This is a genomic window from Cryobacterium lactosi (assembly GCF_004403945.1).
Lineage (GTDB): Bacteria > Actinomycetota > Actinomycetes > Actinomycetales > Microbacteriaceae > Cryobacterium > Cryobacterium lactosi.
This window is the reverse complement of sequence record NZ_SOHM01000031.1, coordinates 135,805-154,919: the sequence shown is the minus strand read 5'-3', so window position 1 is coordinate 154,919 and position 19,115 is coordinate 135,805. Positions and strand designations below refer to the sequence as shown.

Sequence of the window (19,115 nt, the reverse complement as noted above, 5' to 3'; positions counted from 1 at the left end):
GGCTCGGCCGCACCATCCAGACACACGCACCATCCAGACATAGACAAAGGAGTCGATGTGCTCGTCATACTCGGATTCACCATGATCCTCACCTTCATGGTGCTCATCATGACCAGGCGGCTCACGCCGATGGTCGCCCTCATCCTCGTTCCCACGATCTTCGGCCTCTTCGCCGGCGCCGGGCTGGGTCTCGGCGACATGATCATCGAGTCGATCGGCGATCTCGCCCCGACGGCGGCGCTGCTCATGTTCGCCATCATGTTCTTCGGCATCATGATCGATGTCGGGCTGTTCGATCCCCTCATCCGGTTCATCACCCGCTTCCTCGGCAACGACCCGGCCAAGGTGGTTCTGGGCACGGCGATCCTGGCCGGTGCGGTGTCGCTCGACGGCGACGGGTCCACGACCTTCATCATCACCACGTCGGCGATGCTGCCGATCTACCTGCGCATGGGCATGAGCCCGGTGGTGCTCACCTGCGTGGCCGGTCTCATGAACGGCACTCTCAACATCGTGCCGTGGGGCGGGCCCACCGTGCGGGCCGCGTCGGCGCTCGGGGTTTCGCCGACCGACATCTTTGTGCCGATGCTCCCCTCCCTGGCGACGGGCATCATCATTGCGCTGGCCTTCGCTTGGTTCCTCGGGCTGAGCGAGCGCAAGCGCATCGGCTCCCTCGAGTACTCCCCCGCCGCCCAGGCGGATGCCGCACCGTCGGCCACGCAGAGCTTCGGGCGCAAGCTCTTCGGCGGCAACCGCATCGTGCGCGGCACGGATGTGCGGCCGGGAGCCGCCGCCACCCTCTCCACCACCGGAATCCTCACGGTACGCCCGGGCCAGCGGATGCCGGCCGGGCCGACAACCCTGGCCGAGCAGCTGGTGTTGGAGGACGAGCGCGACACCGCGATGGCCGACACCATGCTGAGCGCGGACCGGCCGACACTGCGGCCCAAGCTGATCTGGGTGAACCTCGTCTTGACCATCGCCGTGATGGTGCTGCTGGTGCTGGATGTCATGCCGCTGGCCTACATCTTCATGGTCGGCACCGCGCTGGCGCTCGTGATCAACTTCCCGAAGCTCCGCAGCCAGGCCGACGAGATCGTCGCACACGCGCCCAGCATCGTCGGCGTCGTCTCGATGGTGCTCGCCGCCGGCGTCCTTGTCGGCGTGCTGAACGGCACCGGCATGGTCACGGCTATGGCGGACTGGGTCGTGCAGGTCGTTCCGGCCTCGATGGGCGAGTACCTGGCGGTCATCACCGGGGTGCTCTCCATTCCGATGACCTTCTTCATGTCCAACGACGCGTTCTATTTCGGCATCCTGCCCGTGCTCGCCGAGAGCGCGGCGACCTACGGCATCGACCCGGTGGAGATGGCCCGCGCCTCAATCATCGGCCAGCCCGTGCACCTGCAGAGCCCGCTGGTGCCGGCGATTCTGCTGCTCGTCTCCCTCGCCGGCGTCAACCTCGGCGACCACCACAAGAAGGTGCTCTGGCGCGCCTGCGTGGTCTCGCTGGTGATGCTCCTCGTGGGCGTGCTCGTCGGCGCCGTGCCGTTCGGCTGAGCGCGCGGCATCTCAGAAAGTCCCGGAAGCCAACCGGCTTCCGGGACTCTTTGCCGTGCCCGTGCCGCCGCGCGGCCGCTGAATCCCGAGAGGTGAGCGGCAGGCGGGTAGCGTGGCCCCATGGCACAGGCGGGGATTGCGAAACCAGGACTGGCACGTCGAATAGTCGGTGAACCCCGACTCGGGGTAGGGGTTGTCTGGTTCTGCGTCGGACTGGCATGGGTCCTCGTTGCGGTGGTGGAAGGACCCAACGTCGCGAGGGTGTCCCTCGGGGCAATTTGGCTCGCGCTTGGAGCGCTCCAGGGCGTGGTCGCTCTACGTGATCGCCGGAACGGGCGGGGGTTCTATCAAGTCCCGGCTCCAGCTCGCCCCCTGGCCGAGGATCGCGACCACGACTAAGCCGGCGGGCCGTACCTGAAGGACGAAAGGCGGATAGCGCGCCCGGTCGACGATCATGCTTGTGGGGAAACTCGTGGCGAAGAAGGGAGGAAGATTGATCCCGTGAAGATTCTCTCGATTCAGTCGGCCGTCGCTCACGGCCACGTTGGCAACTCGGCGGCAGTGTTCCCCCTCCAGCGCATCGGGGTCGAGGTGCTACCGGTCAACACGGTGAACTTCTCCAACCACACGGGCTATGGAGCGTGGCGCGGATCCCTCATCACCCCCGAGGATGTGCACGACGTGATCCTCGGCATCGAGGAACGTGGTGTGCTCCCCCAGATCGACGTCGTGCTCTCGGGATACCAGGGCGGCACCGGCATCGGCGACGTCATCGTGGATGCGGTGCAGCGGGTGAAGGCGGCGAACCCCTCGGCCATCTACGCGTGTGACCCCGTGATGGGCAACGCGAAGTCCGGCTGCTTCGTGGCGCCCGAGATCCCGCACCTGCTTCGGGATCGTGTGGTGCCCGTGGCCGACATCATCACTCCAAACCAGTTCGAGTTGGGCTTCCTCACCGGAACCGAGCCCTCCACATTGGACTCGACCCTCGACTCCGTCGACCTCGCCCGAATGATGGGGCCGGGCACCGTGCTCGTGACCAGTGTGGAACGCCCCGACCGCGAGCCCGGCACCATCGAGATGCTCGCCGTGGATGCTGAGGGTGCGTGGATCGTGCAGACTCCCCATCTGCCGTTCAAGGCGAACGGATCGGGCGACGTCACCGCGGCGCTCTTCTCGGCGCACTACCGCGCGACCGGAGACGCTGCCCTGGCGCTGGAACGGACCGCGTCGAGCGTATTCGATCTCATCGAGCTGACGTATCAGTCGGGTGAGCGAGAACTGCAGCTCGTGCAGGCTCAAAACTCATACGCTCATCCGCGCATGCAGTTCTCCGCCCAGCGCATGCGCTAACGGTGTGGCCACGAGAACGGCCACCAATCGACTCATGCTGAGCAGCCCTGGTGTTGTCTCTGCACGGCCGAGTCATCCGCGAAGTCCCGCCGGATTGCCGCCGCACTGCGGATGAACAGGTTGATCCACGCCAGTATGAGGAAGCCCGCTACCAGTTCAACGGCGGTCAGTGTGTAGTAGCCGACGCCGAACAGTGCAAAGAGCACGGCGAGGATGCCGATGCCCATCCGTCCGAGCATGACAAAAGCGGCCGGCATCGTGGGGATCCAGCGCGGCAGCAGAACGACGAGCACCCCGAAAACGACGGCGATGCCGACCGCGAAAGCGGTATGCAACCAATAGAACGTATCGGCGGGCAACGCCCCGACGAGCGCGAGCAAGATCCCGATGACGACGAGGCTCAGCCGCACGCGGGCGATACCGTGCTCGTGAGTGGTCGGGATTCCGAGTGGGGCACACCGCCCGAGCGTGGTGATGATGAGCCCGGCCACAATCAGCGTCAGATTGAACGTCAGAGCGGACGCGTCGCCGGTCACGCCGAGCGCGCTGAAATCATCGTTCCACCACTGCGGGTCGCTCGCCGCCAGCATGCTGGCCACAACCCCTTCGACGAAAAAGAGGACAAGCACCCGAGCCATCGATGCCGGCCGCATACGCGTAGCGGACTGGAAGACGATGTAGGCGGTGATACCACCCATCGCCCCGGCCGAGATCACTCCAGGTATCCCGAAAACCATCGCGCCGATCAGAGCGCGGTCGAGGATCTCGACCGCCAGCGTCCAGGTCAGCAGCGCGATCACCGAGTGGGCCACGGCCAGCGCCACGCCATCGAGCACGTTCAGGAATTGTCGTGCGCCGTGTGGGCGCGGCATGATCCAGCGGCCGGCGGCGAACGCGACGATGGCAACAAAGGCGGAGGCTACGGCGCCGTGCTGCCCGATCGATGCCTCCCCCGCGATCGGCAACGACTGCAACCGAAAGACCGCAAGTGTGACGAGGGATACGACCGTCAGAGCGATCACGCCGGCCCCGAGGGACAGGGACTCTCGCGCTCGTTCAGTTGAGGAATCGACGCCGTCGACGATGGTGGCCCACCGTGATCGCTTGGGCACGTCAACGACCATGACGGCTCCGCCGAGGCAACGGTTGCTTCGCCACCGGTTTCTCCATTTCTTTGTACCCTTCGCTGTCAACGATCTGTCGATAGACAAGTCAACGCCATGTCCTAGGGACAGGGTCAAGGCCGGCAGCCAGTTGACCCTGTGCCGGGAACAGGGGCGTCCATTCAGTTGACACGTTGATTGCAAGACACCATCACTGAAGCAAGAAGGACAGCCGTGAACGCATACCGTACAGAGCCAATCGACCCCGCAGCGCTCGCCCTCCCGCCCACAGAGAGCGTTGATATTGCCTCCCACCAGAAGGATCCCGGACAGTGAAGAATCTGGCCGGCGAAAGATGGAGCCGCCAGAATGNCCCCCCCCCCCCCCCCCCCCGCCGATGGACGACAGCGGCACTTGCCGCCGCGGCGGTGGTCTCCCTCTTGTTCCTCGCGGGCTGCACCGTCCCCACCGAGGACGAAAGCGCGGTTGGCGCAGGCCTCGAGCAGTTCATGGAGCAGGACCTCGAATTCGGGGCATGCGACCCCATGATTGTGAACGATCAGCCCCCAGTGCCCCAGGTCATCGAGACCGCGGAAAGCGCGGATTGTGCCACGCTGGAAGTTCCGCTCGACTACGAGAACCTCGGCGGCGAAAAGATCCAGCTCGCGCTGTCGCGCATCGCTGCCAGTGGCAATAGCAATGACCGGTTGGGTTCCGTCGTGATCAATCCAGGCGGACCCGGCTTCCCTGCGACGACCTTCGCCCCCATTGTCGCTACTTTGTGGGCTGACGGACCCATCGCGGAGAACTTTGACGTGGTTGGTTTCGACCCGCGTGGGGTTGGGCTATCCAGTCCCTCAGTCGACTGCTACACAAACGAGGAGCGCGACGCCAACGAGCCCATCTCTGCTTTCGGAACGTGGACGGAAGAGTCCACCCGCGCGATCGTCGAAAAGTGCGCTGAAGGTTCCGGTGGCGAAGACATGCTTGCGCATCTGGGAACCCGCGATGTCGCGCGCGACATGGACGTTCTTCGCTCCGCGCTCGGCGACGACAAGCTCACCTACGCGGGCCTCAGCTACGGCTCGCGCCTCGGCACTGTTTACGCCGAGATGTTCCCCGACAAGGTTCGCGCGCTCGTTCTCGACGGTGCTGTCGACCCGCTCCAAGACACTCAGGGACGCCAGCTACAACAGGCCGCCGGCATACAAGCCGCCTTCGACCGTTTCTCGGAGTTCTGTGCAACACAAAACCCGTGCCCCGTCGGGACCGACCCCGCACAGGCATCCGCTGCGGTGCAGGGGCTTCTGCAGCCGCTTGTCCAGGAGCCGCTCCTGGCAGCCGACGGCCGTGAGCTGACCTTCCTCGCCGCGGCCGACGGAATCCTCTCCGGACTGTATTCGGAGAGCCTCTGGCCTGGCATCGCCCACGGCCTGACCGAGCTGCAAGCAGGCCGGCCGGATGCGCTTCTCGCGCTGAGAGACGGCCTCCACGGCCGCTTAGCGACCGGGGAGTACACCAATAACTTTGAGGCGACATTCGCGATCAACTGCGTTGACGAGGAACGCCTCACTGAGAAGGAGATGAGCGACCTCGGCAACGAGATGAACGAATCAGCACCTTTCCTTGACTCGGGAACCGACCCTGCGTCACTGAACGGATGCGCGGAATGGCCCGGCGAATCGACGCTCGGTTTTCCGTACGCCACGGACATCGAGGGACTTCCCCAGGTACTCGTGACCTCCGCCATCGGAGATCCGGTTACGCCTCATGACGGCGGGATCAGCCTCGCTGAAACCCTCGATGCTCGCCTGTTGACCGTCGATGCCAACGAGCACGGCACGATCGCCTCCGGAATCGATTGTGTCGACGAGGTCGTGGCGGACTACCTGGTCAACCTCGAGCTTCCTGAGGAAGGGGCGCGCTGCTCCCTGTAAGCACGTCAGGTAGAACGAACCCGCCGCCTTCGTTGCCACGAATGCGGCGGGTTCGTCACGTCTACCCGCGCGGCAAGTTCATAGCCGCGGCTATCGAACTCGCGACGACCGCTGCCATTGTGCGCGTGACCGCATCCCCCGCAGCGGATGCGCCCCAGTCGCCCTGCTCGATTGCCTTGGCCCGCGTATACACGGCGCCGCTCCAGGGGATCTCGCGATAGAACTGAGGGAGCGTGCCGCTCGCCGAGATGAGGGCGATACTGGCGGCGATACGCGGAACCGGTGTGTCGCCGTCGATGAGTGCGGCCCGGACTTGACCAATCAGTCCCGCTCGGCGCCGGCTCGCGAGGGTGAGCTTGGTGGACGGGAAGATGCCAAGCGTCTTGCCCTTCTTACGGCTGACGTCGCCTCGTTCTACGAGCCGATCGAGCACCGGCTGGCGCAGGTAAGGTCCGACCGCGGCGAGCACGGTCTGCGCGTTGCGTGGCTTCTCCGCAATGTACGACAAGGCAGACTCAAGTATCTCGTCGGAAGTGGAAGCGCCGTCGACGGCGTGCACCCGGTTGGAAAACGAGCCGTGTTTGCGCACCTCCACCAATTCCGTGAGCGCGAGCTCAGCGAGTACCGCACCACCCAACACGTAGAACAAGATGTTCTCGCCCGCGATGGTGCCGGACTCAGGCTGGAACAGGAGGAGGAGCACATCCTCGAAGAGCAGGGCATCATCGTTCAACCGCGCGCTCTCGCCTCCCCCGGAGGGGACGCCGAGATCATCGGTCATCGTGATCTCCACGATCGAGAGTGTTCGACATCGGGTCACTGCTCTCGGCGGCCAGCCCGGTCGCGATGACGCTCGCACGTGCGAGGACGTCAAGCTGGGATGCACTGTACAGTTCCACGGCGGTCTCCAGGAGAGTCTCCTGCGTGACCCGCGAGCCCTTGGGAAAATGCGCCTTCGGATCGGTCAGCCATGCGTAGTCGGTGATGTGTTGAGCGAGTTGTGGGGCAAGCGCCTCGGCGAGTTGTTGCCGCGTGGCGTCATCGGCGTCGGGAGGTAGCGAATCGAATTCGGCTCCGGCGTCTTCCGCCTCCGCTTCGACCATCTTCTTCAGGTCGTCCATCGCTGACTCGTCGTAGAGCTGCGACATCACGAGCATGAGGGCACGCTCCGAGCCGGACAACCGGCCGGCGAGGTGTTCGAAGCCCGACGGCACGTCGGTGGCCGTGGTCCCCTCCAGGATCGCCCGGATCTCGGCACGAGCACGCGTGAGTCGATTGATGCTCACGGTCAGGTCGGCGTCAACCGCCATCAGGGCCGCCGCCGGTGTCTCTCCACCGAAATCCATCGACTCGATCTGCGCGAGCGGCACATCAAGGTCGCGGAGCCGCCGGATCTGCAGCAGCCTCACGAGATGGCGGGCACCGTACTGTTTGTACCCGTTTGACCTGCGCTCTGGCTGCTCGAGCAGCCCGGACTGGTGGTAATGACGGACCGTGTTCACCGTCGTTCCGGCGAGGTCTGCCACCTCGCGTGTGCTCCACGCCATCACAGACTCCATTCGTTTGCCAGCGGCCGGGAACGCCCGCTGGGCTTGTTCTAACCATTGAAAACGATGTGCCCACCACAGGGTCAAGCGCGATCGGTGTTGTTGAGGTCGATTGACCCTGTGGCGGCCACACAGTCTTGACTATACGAGCCTCACGCCGGCCGCGCGGCCTGCACGGATAGGGGCTATTCAGTGGGCGACGCGTGGTGCGTGTCCTACGACATCGTGATGCGGGAGGAAGCCGTCGTCCTGCTCACACCTCTGCGCCGATCCCGGCGGAGAAGGACCAAGACCACGATGACCGCGGCTATTCCGATGAACGGAGCAGCCATTCCGGCGTAGGGCACGTTGGACGAGAAGGTCGAGAAGTCCCACAGACCGTGCAGGATCATCGCCGGCACCAAGGAACCGCTGTAGCGACGTGCCAGGTAGTAGACAGATCCCAGACCGAACTGGATGACGACCTGAAGGATCGCCACCGAGCCAAGGCCGAAGAACGCATTCGGGAGATGCAGCAAAGAAAAGAGCAGAGTCGAGATGAACCACACACCCGTCTCGCCGAATCTGGCCCGGAGGGCCACGAGAAGCTGGCCTCGTGCGATCACTTCCTCGTTGAATCCCACAAGAACGCTGCCGACCACGAGGTAGAGCCACATGGTGGGAGTCACTGTGGAATGGTCGCCGAAGAACATGTTGACGATCGCGACCATGGCCATCACTGCCGGAAGCACGACAGCGGACCTCGAAAGCGGTCGTTGATCTCTGAGAGTCGGACGCCACCAGCCGAACAGTGAAACAGCGATCAGGACCACGACGAGACCGCCGGCTAGCGGCGCTACGTACCACCTCAGAAGGGTCTGCTCGCTTTCACCTACACGCGTGTAGTCGAGTCCGTTGACTATCCAGATGGCGTAGAAGACCGCGAGATATGCGAGGAAGGCTGCTATCCCGAGCCAGACCCTGGGCCGTAGGCGTGGAGATGTGGAGCCGAGAGTTCTTTTCATAAGAGCATTCAAAACTGTGTTCCCGGCGCATAGTCAAACGCGGACCGCGACTCGCGGCTGTGAAATGGCGGGCCTCGAACTCACGGCAGCCTGAGTTGCTCAAAGCTGCCGACGAGAGCTGATGCCCAACTTGCGGAAGATGTTGCGCAGGTGGGCTTCGATCGTGCGCGGGCTCAGGAACAGCTGCGCGCCGACTTCCCGCGATGTCGCCCCGGTGGCGACCAACCGCGAGATCTGCAGTTCATGATCGGTCAGTACGTTCGTCGATTGCACGGACCGCCTCCTGGGATGCTCGCCGGTGGCGCGCAGCTCTCGGGCGGCACGCTCGGCGAACGCCTCAGCGCCCATATCCGACAGCAATTCGTGAGCCAGGCGAAGCTCAGCGCGGGCGGCTTGACGCTTACCCTCCCGGCGAAGCCACTCGCCGTAGACGAGGTGCGTGCGAGCCAGGTAGGCGCCCATTCCGCAGGCTTCGAGCCGATGAATCGCCTCACGGTAGTCGTCCTCGGCCGAGACGCCAACACTCGTAAGCGCCCGAGACCGGGCAAGCAGCCCGAGCCCCCAATCGGTTCCGCTTGCTCGGGCGCGAGCATCCAACTCCTCCAGCGCGGCGGCAGCCTGTCCGGGCTGACCCGTGCGCACGGCCGCCTCAACCAGTTCGGGCAGTCCGACCGCGCTGTTCCAGAGCCCGACCGGTGTGTACGCGCGCGTGGCGGCATCCAATGCCAATGGGTAATTGCCGAGTCCGTTGTTGAGCACCGATAGTGAGTAGTGCACCGTGGTCGACTCGGCCCCCTGCCGGGCGCTTGAGCTGGTTTCCAGCCTGGCGTCAGACAGATACGCGGCATCGGTTTCCCGGCCACGCCAAGCGGCAACGACCAGTTGCGCATATCGCAGCGGGACCGCGCCGGTCACCCGGGAGATTTCCGCTTCTTCGGCTGCGAGCTCGATGGCCTGCGGTATCTCACCGGTGAACACGTGGATGACGGATAGGGCGACGAGTGCCCCAGGGAGCGTCGCCAGCGCGCCGGCCTCGCGCGCAAGCTGAACGTTCCGAAAAGCCAGCACCCGACCTCTCTGGCTATCGAACGTTCCCCCCGCGATGCGGGTCGCCAACCACAGCCAGCGCCTGCTGCCCATGTCCCCCAGATCCTCCCCGCCAAACCCGCGATCGACGAAGACTTTCAGTGCGTCCCTCAGCGCGGGAACACCCGCCGCGTATCCCTGGGTGAAGGTGGCAACCAGTCCGTCCAATAACAGGTCGGCAGGTCGAGGTGGCCCGGGTGCCGCCGGTGCCGCACGAGCTGCCTCCGCTGCGTCCCGCACACCGGTAACGGCGCCGGCCCCGCCGATAATCATGGCCGCTTCCAGGGCGTGCAGATACGTCTCGCGGCTCAGCGCGGCATCCAACGGGGCGAGGGTCTCGGCGGCATCGAGGAGCTTGCGCGGCACGTCGCTCCCCTGTGTCACGTGGAAGGCAGCCCGGGCACGGAGCAGCCCGAGGCGGGCCCGCTGCAAGTCGTCGAGCGGACCGGCCGCCGCAACGTCCATGAGACGCTCTGCAGCCTCAGACGCTCCGGCGTCATGCTTTGAGTGCGCGGCCTCAAGCGCCCGGGTAGCTCTCGAATCGGAATCCGGGGTCAGCTCCATGGCCCGCTCCAGGAATGCGGCCGCCGCCGCCACGCCACCGCGTGCGCGCGTGTGCGCGGCTGTGCGCTCCAGGCCCGCGGCTGCGTCCTCGTTGGTGCCGAACACCGCTTGCGCACCGTGCCAGGCGCGCCGATCCGGGTCAATCTGTGGGTCGGTGGCTTCGGCCAGGGCGCGGTGCGCGCGACGACGCTGGGCCGGCGAGGCAGCTCGATACACGGCCGAGCGCACAAGCGGATGACGAAATCGTACGCCGACGTCGATTTCCATAAGTCCTGAGGCTTCCGCCAGAGCGGCGGCCACCGGGAGGGTACCCAGGATCTCGGCCGCACGCCACAGCAGCGCGGCATCTCCAGTCGGCTCTGCCGCGCCGAGCAACATCAACGACTGTGTGTCGGCAGACAGACCAGCGGATCGTCGACGGAAACTGTCCTCGATGCGCCGCGGCACGCTCAGCACATCAGGCAGCTCAAACCCGCCGGCGAGCTCGGTCGTTTGCGCACCATGAGGAAGTTCCAAAAGCGCCAGCGGATTCCCGCGCGCCTCGGCGACTATCCGGTCACGCACGTGAGCATCCAGCGGAGAGTGGATCCCGTCGTCGAGCAGAATCCGACTGTCTGTGTCATCGAGCCCGGTCAGTCGCATTTCGGGCGCGAACGCGAAGACGTCATCCTCCGCGGCGGGTTCGCGAATCGCGAACACCAGGACAATTCTTTCGGCGGCCAACCGCCGTGCAACGAACGCCAGAACTTGCGCCGACGCCTCATCCAACCATTGAGCATCGTCGATCAGGCAGAGAAGTGGCCTGTCCTCGGCTACCTCGGCCAGGAGGTTCAGCGTGGCGAGTCCGACCAGAAAACGATCCGGCACTTCACCATGGCGCAATCCCAACGCAACCCCGAGGGCCAGCCGCTGGGGGTCCGGAAGGATGTCCGCTCGGTCAAGCATGGTCGCGCACAGCTGATGCAGTCCGGCGAACGCGAATTGAGTCTCTGACTCCACCCCGCAACAACCCGTCACGCGAAATTCAAGCCGCTCAGCGGAGTCCTGTGTGTGTTCCAGCAGGGCGGTCTTCCCGATACCAGCTTGCCCGCGCACCACGAGGTACCCGCTGCGACCGACCTGTGCTTTGGTGAGCAGGTTTTCCACGACCGCACGCTCTGCGCGTCGTCCCAAGAGATTGGCCAGTTCCGCCCCCGTCCACGTCCTCGAAAGTAAGTGCCTACCACAGGGTAGTTGGCGGTGGCGGGAATACCATCTACGTAGTGTTCACCGACGCGAAGGCATCATCTTTGCTGCGAGTCTTGCGGAACGGCAGCTACCGCCGACAACCGTCTCGTCAGAAGTGAAGGAAAACATCGTGACGTGGAGCACTCGTGAACTCGCAGATCTCGCCGGAACGACTGTCAACACTGTGCGGCACTATCACTCAATCGGACTGCTCCAAGCTCCGGAGCGCAGCTACAACGGGTACAAACGCTACCGGGTTGGCCATCTTGTTCGGCTGATTCAAGTGCGCCGCCTCGCCGAACTGGGTGTCCCGCTCGCGAATGTGGAGGCGGCCGGACCGAGCGGCCTCGCTGTCCCTGGCGGCCTCGGTGAACTGGACACCCAAGTCCAAGCGGAGATCAAACGGCTGCACGTGGCCCGAGCGGATATTGCGGCCATCCTCCGCGACAACGCCCCCGTTGACACACCGCGGGGCTTCGAATCGATGGCCTCCCGACTATCGGAGGCAGACCGAGCGCTCATCCACGTCTTCGCGCGGTTGTATGACACAGAATCGATGGCCAACCTGAAGCAGATGGTGGCCGCGGAATCCGAGGATCTCAGGAGAGATTTCGACAATCTCCCCGTGGACTCTGATGGGGTCACGCGTCAGCGAGTCGTGCACAGAATCAGTGCCGAAGACGCGAACTGGCGCTCCCCCGACCCGCCCTGGTCGATCGAATCGGTTGTCGGTCTCAGGGGAGCAGCCGACATCTACGAGACTCTCTCCGCGGTACTACAGGAGTTGTACAACTCAGCCCAGCACGATGTCGTCCGCAGGGCCGACGTCTACGCGAGTGAGACGGAGCACTCGTTGGTGAGCGCCTCGTGAAGAACGCGACGGCATCCGGAGGAATCGGCGCAATCACTTGACCCTGTGCTGACCACATGGAGTCTCATTGGACCATCATGAATACTGCACACCCGATCGCTGCGGCAACCGCCTTGTTCGTCATCCTGTCCGGCCTTCCCTCTGCGGCCACGTCGAACCCGACAGCCGGCGACCCCGTGCGCGCCGCTCTCGCGCACACCATGGCTGTCGACGTGTGGCCCGCAGGATTGGTCGCCGTTCGCGACACCGACGAGGAGATCCGCACCTACGCTTCCGGCGTGATGGAACTCGGCTCGCCCGAGAAGGTGCGGGCGGACAGCCAGATCAGGATCGGCAGCAACACCAAAACGTTCACCTCCGCACTTGTCATGCAGCTGGTCGGGGAGGGCACGATTTCTCTCGACGAAGCCGTCGAGACATACCTCCCGGGAGTAATCCAGCACCCCCAGGTAACCGGACAAGACATCACCATCCGTCAGCTGCTGCAGCACACGAGTGGACTGCCCGACATGGACGGCGACATCGGCGACCACTTGTTGGAATGGCAGCACCGTTACATCTCGCCGCGAGCCTCACTCGACCTCGCCCTTGCACATCCAGTCTCAAACGCGCCTGGGGAGGCCTTCGAGTACAGCAATTCAAACTACATTCTGGCGGGGCTGATCATCGAGGCCGTCGCCGGCAGGCCACTGGCCGAGGTGATCGACGAACGCATCATCACCCCCCTCGGGCTCGAGGACACGTACTTCCCCGACCAGGGCGAACAAATCATCCGAGGCGATCACCCGCACAGCTACATTCCTCTGGGCGATGACCCCGTCGACTACACAGACTTCGATCCTTCTTGGGGATACGCGGCCGGCGCAATGGTGTCGACCACCGAGGACTTGACCGCTTTCTACTCCGCGCTCGCAACAGGCGACGTCGTCGCCGATGCACAGCTCGCGGAAATGCGAAAGACAATCCCGGCCGAATCGCTGTGGCAGGGTGCCGCCTATGGCTTGGGACTGATCTCCTTTGAGCTCTCCTGTGGGGTGACCGCGTGGGGCCACGGCGGCGACGTGCCCGGCACCGTCAGCCGGGTGGCAGCGACTGAAGACGGCCGCGCCGCCGCCATCGCGGTCACTCAGAACCCCACGTCGGTAGAAGCGGATGCCCGACTCCGCGGTCTGATCGACACCGCCATCTGTGCGGTTTAGTAGCAAGACGTTGACCGCCGTACCGGGCGACGGAAGACCACTGCCGAGGTACAGCCTCAAGCAAGTCTTCTCCCGCACTCTGTTCTTTGTAGAACTCACCGAGCCGAGGGGCGGGATCGGGCGATACGCAGTTGATGTGCATTACGACGCCGATGAACTCTCCGAACGGGAACCGGACGAGGAAGAGGACTCTGGCCTTCGCGAAGAAGCCGCCAGCCCTGTCGCCCTCTATCGCGATGGAGTTCAAGTTCATCGATCCGACCTTCCCGCCGTCTTTCCGGTCCCCGGAGGGCGAATTGAGGTCGCCACGACCCTGTACGGCCTCAGTAGGATGCACTTTGTGCCCGACGGCGGGGAGGCGCACGTGTTGCGCCCGCACCCGCATTCGCCGGAGGGCCTGCGCGCGTCGTTTGCGCGGCGCGCACCGCGTGCAAGCCGCGCGGTCGGGCGGATTGCTGCCGTGGTGCTCTTGGCCGGTCTCGCATTGACGCTCCCCCAAGGTCTCGAGACGGTGACAGAACTAGACCTGGTCAGAGGGCGAATCGGCAGCTTCACATCACCGATTGACCTCCCCGCCTGGGCCAATACCACGCTGGTGATCATGACCACACTGGCGGCCATCGAGCGAGCACTGACCCTGCGAAGGCACTGGCTGATCGACATCGACACGATGTGGACCGGGTCGGACTAGATGCCACGGCTATTGAGGTTCTGGCTGCCGCTCATCCCCCTCACGGCCGTCGCTCTCGTACTGCTGTGGCTCAATCGGAGCCCGTGGTGGGGGTGGGCGCTGGTAGGCGTCATGATTGTGGCGGCGGCCGCCGCCGCCCGAAAATGGCTTCGAGGCCACGCTCTGCTTCAGGCGGGCGCGTGGCTGCTCACCGCGGTGATCGTCTTCACAACTGCGGTCTTTGCCTACCCGTCGCCGACGGTCCGCGAGGCCGGGGGCGCAGACCCACAGCTCACCGACGTTATAACAACGCACGACGGCCCCGTTCGTGGTGTGACCAATGACGACCGTTCGGTGGAGATCTTCGCCGGGATCCCCTATGCCCAGCCTCCGGTAGGTGATCTGCGATGGCGGGCTCCGCAGCCGCTCACGGCGCGCACGGAAGTCTTCACCGCGGACCGATTCTCGTCCGCACCCGTCCAAGGCACGTCCAAGTTCTTCACCCGCGCGCTTTCGCAGGTCGTCGATATGCCGCTCGAGGACACGTTCCTCAACCCGTATCCCGTGAGCGAGGAAAGCCTCTCGCTCAACATCTGGCGCAGCTCGGCATCGACCGCTGCGCCACGTCCAGTCCTCGTCTACATCCCTGGCGGGGGCTTCGCCACCGGATCCGCCGCGCTGCCTCTGTACGATGGCGAAGCCTTGGCTTCTCGGGGCGACGTGATCACCGTCACTCTCGACTACAGGTTGGGTGTACTCGGGTTCCTCTCGCATCCGGATCTCGCCGCCGAGTCCGACTATGGCGCCTCAGGCAACTATGGTCTTCTCGACCAAATCGCCGCCCTGCAGTGGATTCGGGACAACATCGCCGGCTTCGGCGGCGACCCGGACCGTGTGACCATCGCTGGAGAGTCCGCAGGAGGCGAGAGCGTATGCACATTGGGGGCGACCCCGCTCGCCGAAGGCCTGGTCGACGGCATCATCGGCGGCAGCGGCGCGTGCCTGGGCACCACGGGCGACACAGAAGCCGGCGACCAGTTCGATACCCGTGAGGCGGCGGAGGCCGCAGGGCAGCGCGTGAGCACGGCACTCGGCAACGCGTCCCTGCAGGACATGCGCGAAATGTCCGTCGAGCAGATCCTCGCTGCATCGGACTCACTTGCCGGTCACTGGCGGCCGTCCGTCGACGGGTACGTACTCGAAAAGGCAGCCGCGGAGATCTACGCCTCGGGAGAGCAGCTGGATGTTCCGACTCTCGTGGGAAGCAACGCAGACGAAGCGTCGCTGGCCCTCGCAAGCCCGCCACAGATCAGCGTGTCCGAGTATCAGGCGTCCGTCCAACAGACCTACGGCAACGAATCGGAGCGCTTCCTCCGCCTCTACCCGGGCGATACCGAGCAGCAGGTCCTCGATTCGTCTCTGAAAGCCCAGACCGACAGCGTCATGACCCGCGCGATGCTCCGCTGGGCACAACTACAAACAGATACCGGAACGGAGGACGCGTACCTGTACTACTTCTCCCACGTGCCTCCGGACGAGGGGCTCGAGAAGTTCGGCGCGTACCACGGCGCCGAGGTCGCCTACGCGTACGACAACCTTGGTGCCGACAACAACAGTGTGTACCAGAAGGCCGACTACAGACTCCGCGACCAGATGAGCGGGTACTGGCTCAATTTCGTGCATACGGGCAACCCGAACGGAGCTGGCCTGCCCGCATGGCCGACAGTTGCGCAAGCCTCCGACGACGTCTTGGAATTCGGGCCGGATGGCAGCGTTGTGTCCCCGCGACCGCGGCCTGCAGCGATCGACTTCTGGCTCCACTACAACGGACCGATCCGCTGAAGGCCGGGGTCTTGCGGTCATTGACGGCACTGCACCTCATCGCAGAGCGGATCGCGCCCTGACAGCCGCCCGGCGGTGGGGCGAGATGAGGGATACCGGCTCGCGCCAGGTGATCATGCGCCAGATCCATTCGACCGGTCCGTACCTGAAATAGTGCAACCACAGGCGACTGGCAATGTTCTGCGTGAGCAGGATACCCAGCGCCAGCAGGAGAGCAGGCCCGATCGTGGTCATGGTGGTGAAGTCAACGACCGTGCTGATGAAGAAGACAATGACGGATGCTCCCAGGTAGTTGCTCAGCGACATCCGCCCCAGAGGTTCGAAGAGCATTCTCAATGCTCTTCGCGCGGGCGAGATCCACAAAAACGACAGTCCGGTCACGTAGACGACGGCCATGACGAGCCCAGCGACTGCGCCTGGGGTCGAGAATCGAGGATCACCGGGCGCACTCCCTTGCCACAACAGGGCAGGAATCAGCAGCACCAGCGAAACGGCGAACGTGACCAGCACTGCCCGCGACCTGCTGTCGAGCGCTCGCCCGAGGTCATAAGCCCCGAGAGCGGCCCCCAGCAACATCAGTCCAGGCGTGGCGGCGAGTCCGCCACCCGCTACGACGTAGGCGGCGACGACGAACACGACGCCGAGGAGAAGCTGAACGACTCGTGGCGCGAAAAGCACGACCGGCAGAACCAACAGCCCCGAGATGGCGTACTCACGCAGCACTTCTCCGGGATACACGAGTGAATGCAGAAGGCCGATGACGAACAGCGCCACGAACCTCATAACCAGTGCCGGCCACGGCCTGCGCTCACGACGACGCGCCCCGTGCACAACAAAGGTCATGCTCATCCCGAAGAGGAAAGTGAAAATGGGAACGAACCGGGTTTGGACCAGCCATTCCAGTGGTTCTCTTCCTTGGACGCCAGCACTGTCGACGCCCAATCCGTAACCGAGTTGAACGAGATCGGGGATGTTGACGAGCAGGATTCCGCAGAGCGCAAACCCTCTCAGTGTGTCGATGACGGCCCAGCGCTGTGCCGAGCCGAGTGCGAGGCGAGAGGTCACTTTGGTTCTCCTTCCAAGGAGGTGAAAGTTTTCAAGGCGGTGACGTCGAGGAGACACCATGTTGTCGGAACAGAGTCAAACCGGGCCGCCGGGTACAGCGAGGGGAAATCCCGCTATGGATACCTCCGCACTTGACCCGGTGCCGACCACATAGTGTCTGCTCGTTCTATGTCGCGGAATAATGTTTACCGACCAATAGGTCCAGTCCGAAGTCGCCTCCGGGCGCTCGCCGCAATGGTGCCGGTGGTGCTGTTGTTGAGCGCGTGTGTTACCCCGCCCCAGTCGCAGGAACCAGAGGTGTCCCTCGAGAGCTTCTACGATCAAGAGCTCGCTCTCGAGCCCTGCGAGACGCCCGTCCAAACTGGCGATGTCCTCATTCCGGGTGAGTGTGGGCACGTCGAGGTTCCTATCGACTACGAGAACCCCGACGTTGGTACCGCGCAAATCGCTGTCTTCCGCATCCCCGCGACAGGCACGGAGCCGATCGGATCGCTCTTCATCAATCCTGGGGGTCCCGGACTACCCGGGATCGGGTACTCGGCTGATGTTGCGCACGCGTGGGTGAACAGTCCCGTCACCGAGCAATTCGATCTCGTCGGGTTTGATCCACGCGGAACCGGCACCAGTACACCGGCGATCGACTGCTACACCGATGGAGAGCGTGACGATGACGCCTTGGCCGCGAGTCTGTTGTCTCTTCCAGATTCGCGCCCTCTTGTCGACGCCTGCGCCGACAGCGTCGGCGGCGTCGACGTCTTGGCGCACCTGGGAACGAGGGATGCGGCCCAGGACTTGGATGTTCTGCGGGCCGTGTTCGGCGACGACAGTCTCAGTTACCTCGGGGTGAGCTACGGCACCAGGTTGGGTGCCGTGTACGCAGAAATGTTCCCTGAGAACGTGCGAGCCCTGGTACTCGACGGTGCGATGGACCCGCATACGGGAACTCAAGAACGAAACGTCTCGCAATGGGCGGGGCTGCAGCACGGCTTCGAGTCACTCGCGGAATTCTGCGCGACACAGGGCGAATGCCCGCTCGGCACGCACGCTGACACCGCGACCGAGACATACCAGCAGCTCGTGCGTCCCCTCCTCGAGACACCGCTACCAGCCGGCGAAGGTCGTGAGCTGAGCTACACGGCAGCCAACGACGGCGTTGTCATGGGGCTGTACAGCGCCGAATTCTGGCCTCTCGTCATCGCGGGCCTCACGGAACTCGCTGCGGGTCGTGGTGACACCCTTCTTTGGCTCAGAGACCTGTACCACGAACGGTCCCCCGACGGCAGCTATGCCAATTCCGCGGAGGCCACGGTGGCCATCGACTGCCTGGACGAGGACCGCTTCAGCCCGGCGGGTCAGGCTGAGCTCGTCGGCGCCGCACTCACCGCCGCCCCGTTCCTCGATCCGGGGACGCCTGTGAAGGGCGCGCCTGCCCTGTGTGAGGGCTGGCCGGTTGAGCCGACGCTGGGTTTCCCTTACGCGACCGATATCGAGGGTCTGCCTCCAACATTGACAGTGTCCGTGACGGGTGACCCGGTCACTCCGCATCAGGGTGGCATCAGCCTCGCCGAAACGCTGGGTGGAAGCCTGCTGACCGTTGAGGGGGCGCAGCACGGGTCAGTGATCTCGGGAAGCGAGTGTATCGACTCCGTCGTCGCCGCTTACCTTGTCGATCTCACGACCCCTCCGGCTGACGAAACGTGTCGGTTATGACCCGATCGGGCCGCCCTCACCCTCCCAGCGCTGAACGTGTCCCGCGATCGGCCGTAGCGCGGTGATGAGGTCAACGCCGCGGGGTGTCAGGTGATAGCGGACCATGACAGGCGTGGTGGGCACAACGCTCCTGTGCACGAGTTCGGCTGCCTCCAGTTGCTTCAGGCGCACAGTGAGCATCCTCGCGGAAAGACCGGCCACGACCGCCGTGATGTCGGTGAATCGTTCGGCACCCCGCGCGAGGGCAAGGAGGATGCTGGGCGACCACCGCTGTCCGACGATCTCGAGGACTGCGCTGGCGTGGCGGCACTGGTCCTCATTGACTTGGCTCCACTCAGCAGGCGATCTCAGGGCACGGGATGATTGCACTTACCTAG

Annotated in this window: 15 protein-coding genes; 8 read left to right on the top strand and 7 right to left on the bottom strand. The window is 64.4% G+C overall.

From position 1 onward, the window contains the following. Positions 1 to 81: 81 nt before the first annotated feature. Positions 82 to 1,560 (top strand): CitMHS family transporter, encoded by a 1,479-nt coding sequence (locus tag E3T61_RS14435; protein WP_241992621.1) that lies wholly within the window; start codon positions 82 to 84, stop codon positions 1,558 to 1,560. A 501-nt stretch (positions 1,561 to 2,061) separates the two neighbouring features. Continuing rightward, positions 2,062 to 2,913, top strand: coding sequence for a pyridoxal kinase PdxY (gene pdxY / locus E3T61_RS14430; protein WP_134641535.1), 852 nt, complete (start codon positions 2,062 to 2,064; stop codon positions 2,911 to 2,913). Positions 2,914 to 2,945: 32 nt separating this feature from the next. Here the strand turns inward: pdxY and E3T61_RS14425 are convergent, their stop codons facing one another. Next, positions 2,946 to 4,037, bottom strand: coding sequence for a hypothetical protein (locus E3T61_RS14425; protein ID WP_134641534.1), 1,092 nt, complete (start codon positions 4,035 to 4,037; stop codon positions 2,946 to 2,948). Between the two features lie 419 nt (positions 4,038 to 4,456). On the opposite strand from E3T61_RS14425, the gene E3T61_RS14420 reads away from it, so the two are divergent. Next, positions 4,457 to 5,953, top strand: coding sequence for an alpha/beta fold hydrolase (locus E3T61_RS14420; protein WP_198418699.1), 1,497 nt, complete (start codon positions 4,457 to 4,459; stop codon positions 5,951 to 5,953). A gap of 61 nt (positions 5,954 to 6,014) precedes the next feature. Here E3T61_RS14420 and E3T61_RS14415 read toward each other — a convergent pair whose 3' ends face one another. From E3T61_RS14415 to E3T61_RS14400, 4 genes are all read right to left on the bottom strand, one after another. Beyond that, complete coding sequence (locus E3T61_RS14415; RefSeq protein ID WP_241992585.1) at positions 6,015 to 6,746, bottom strand: GOLPH3/VPS74 family protein; 732 nt, start codon at positions 6,744 to 6,746, stop codon at positions 6,015 to 6,017. Further along, the gene (locus E3T61_RS14410) at positions 6,724 to 7,587 is read right to left on the bottom strand and encodes a MerR family transcriptional regulator (protein WP_241992584.1); all 864 of its coding nucleotides are present in this window, start codon (positions 7,585 to 7,587) and stop codon (positions 6,724 to 6,726) included. The genes E3T61_RS14415 and E3T61_RS14410 overlap by 23 nt, the downstream gene beginning before the upstream one ends. Before the next feature lie 128 nt (positions 7,588 to 7,715). Further along, positions 7,716 to 8,504 (bottom strand): CPBP family intramembrane glutamic endopeptidase, encoded by a 789-nt coding sequence (locus E3T61_RS14405; RefSeq protein ID WP_134641533.1) that lies wholly within the window; start codon positions 8,502 to 8,504, stop codon positions 7,716 to 7,718. Between the two features lie 99 nt (positions 8,505 to 8,603). Next, entirely contained in the window at positions 8,604 to 11,327 is a 2,724-nt protein-coding gene (locus E3T61_RS14400) for an ATP-binding protein (protein ID WP_134641532.1), read from the bottom strand. Between the two features lie 184 nt (positions 11,328 to 11,511). Here E3T61_RS14400 and E3T61_RS14395 point away from each other — a divergent pair, with 184 nt between their 5' ends. From E3T61_RS14395 to E3T61_RS14380, 4 genes are all read left to right on the top strand, one after another. Next, the gene (locus tag E3T61_RS14395) at positions 11,512 to 12,252 is read left to right on the top strand and encodes a MerR family transcriptional regulator (RefSeq protein ID WP_166793251.1); all 741 of its coding nucleotides are present in this window, start codon (positions 11,512 to 11,514) and stop codon (positions 12,250 to 12,252) included. Positions 12,253 to 12,329: 77 nt separating this feature from the next. After that, the gene (locus tag E3T61_RS14390) at positions 12,330 to 13,451 is read left to right on the top strand and encodes a serine hydrolase domain-containing protein (RefSeq protein WP_166793250.1); all 1,122 of its coding nucleotides are present in this window, start codon (positions 12,330 to 12,332) and stop codon (positions 13,449 to 13,451) included. Between the two features lie 136 nt (positions 13,452 to 13,587). Beyond that, positions 13,588 to 14,142, top strand: coding sequence for a hypothetical protein (locus E3T61_RS14385; RefSeq protein ID WP_198418697.1), 555 nt, complete (start codon positions 13,588 to 13,590; stop codon positions 14,140 to 14,142). Between the two features lie 111 nt (positions 14,143 to 14,253). Beyond that, on the top strand, positions 14,254 to 15,963 hold the full coding sequence (locus tag E3T61_RS14380) for a carboxylesterase/lipase family protein (RefSeq protein WP_241992583.1): 1,710 nt from the start codon (positions 14,254 to 14,256) through the stop codon (positions 15,961 to 15,963). A 36-nt stretch (positions 15,964 to 15,999) separates the two neighbouring features. On the opposite strand, the gene E3T61_RS14375 is transcribed toward E3T61_RS14380, so the two are convergent. Continuing rightward, entirely contained in the window at positions 16,000 to 17,028 is a 1,029-nt protein-coding gene (locus tag E3T61_RS14375) for a DUF418 domain-containing protein (RefSeq protein ID WP_166793249.1), read from the bottom strand. Between the two features lie 297 nt (positions 17,029 to 17,325). Between E3T61_RS14375 and E3T61_RS14370 the strand changes: the two genes are divergently transcribed. Next, the gene (locus tag E3T61_RS14370; protein WP_198418696.1) at positions 17,326 to 18,738 is read left to right on the top strand and encodes an alpha/beta hydrolase; all 1,413 of its coding nucleotides are present in this window, start codon (positions 17,326 to 17,328) and stop codon (positions 18,736 to 18,738) included. On the opposite strand, the gene E3T61_RS14365 is transcribed toward E3T61_RS14370, so the two are convergent. Continuing rightward, positions 18,733 to 19,107: a winged helix-turn-helix transcriptional regulator gene (locus E3T61_RS14365; RefSeq protein ID WP_241992582.1), complete on the bottom strand. Its 375-nt coding sequence runs from the start codon at positions 19,105 to 19,107 to the stop codon at positions 18,733 to 18,735. The two genes, E3T61_RS14370 and E3T61_RS14365, sit on opposite strands and share 6 nt — an antisense overlap. Positions 19,108 to 19,115: the final 8 nt, after the last annotated feature.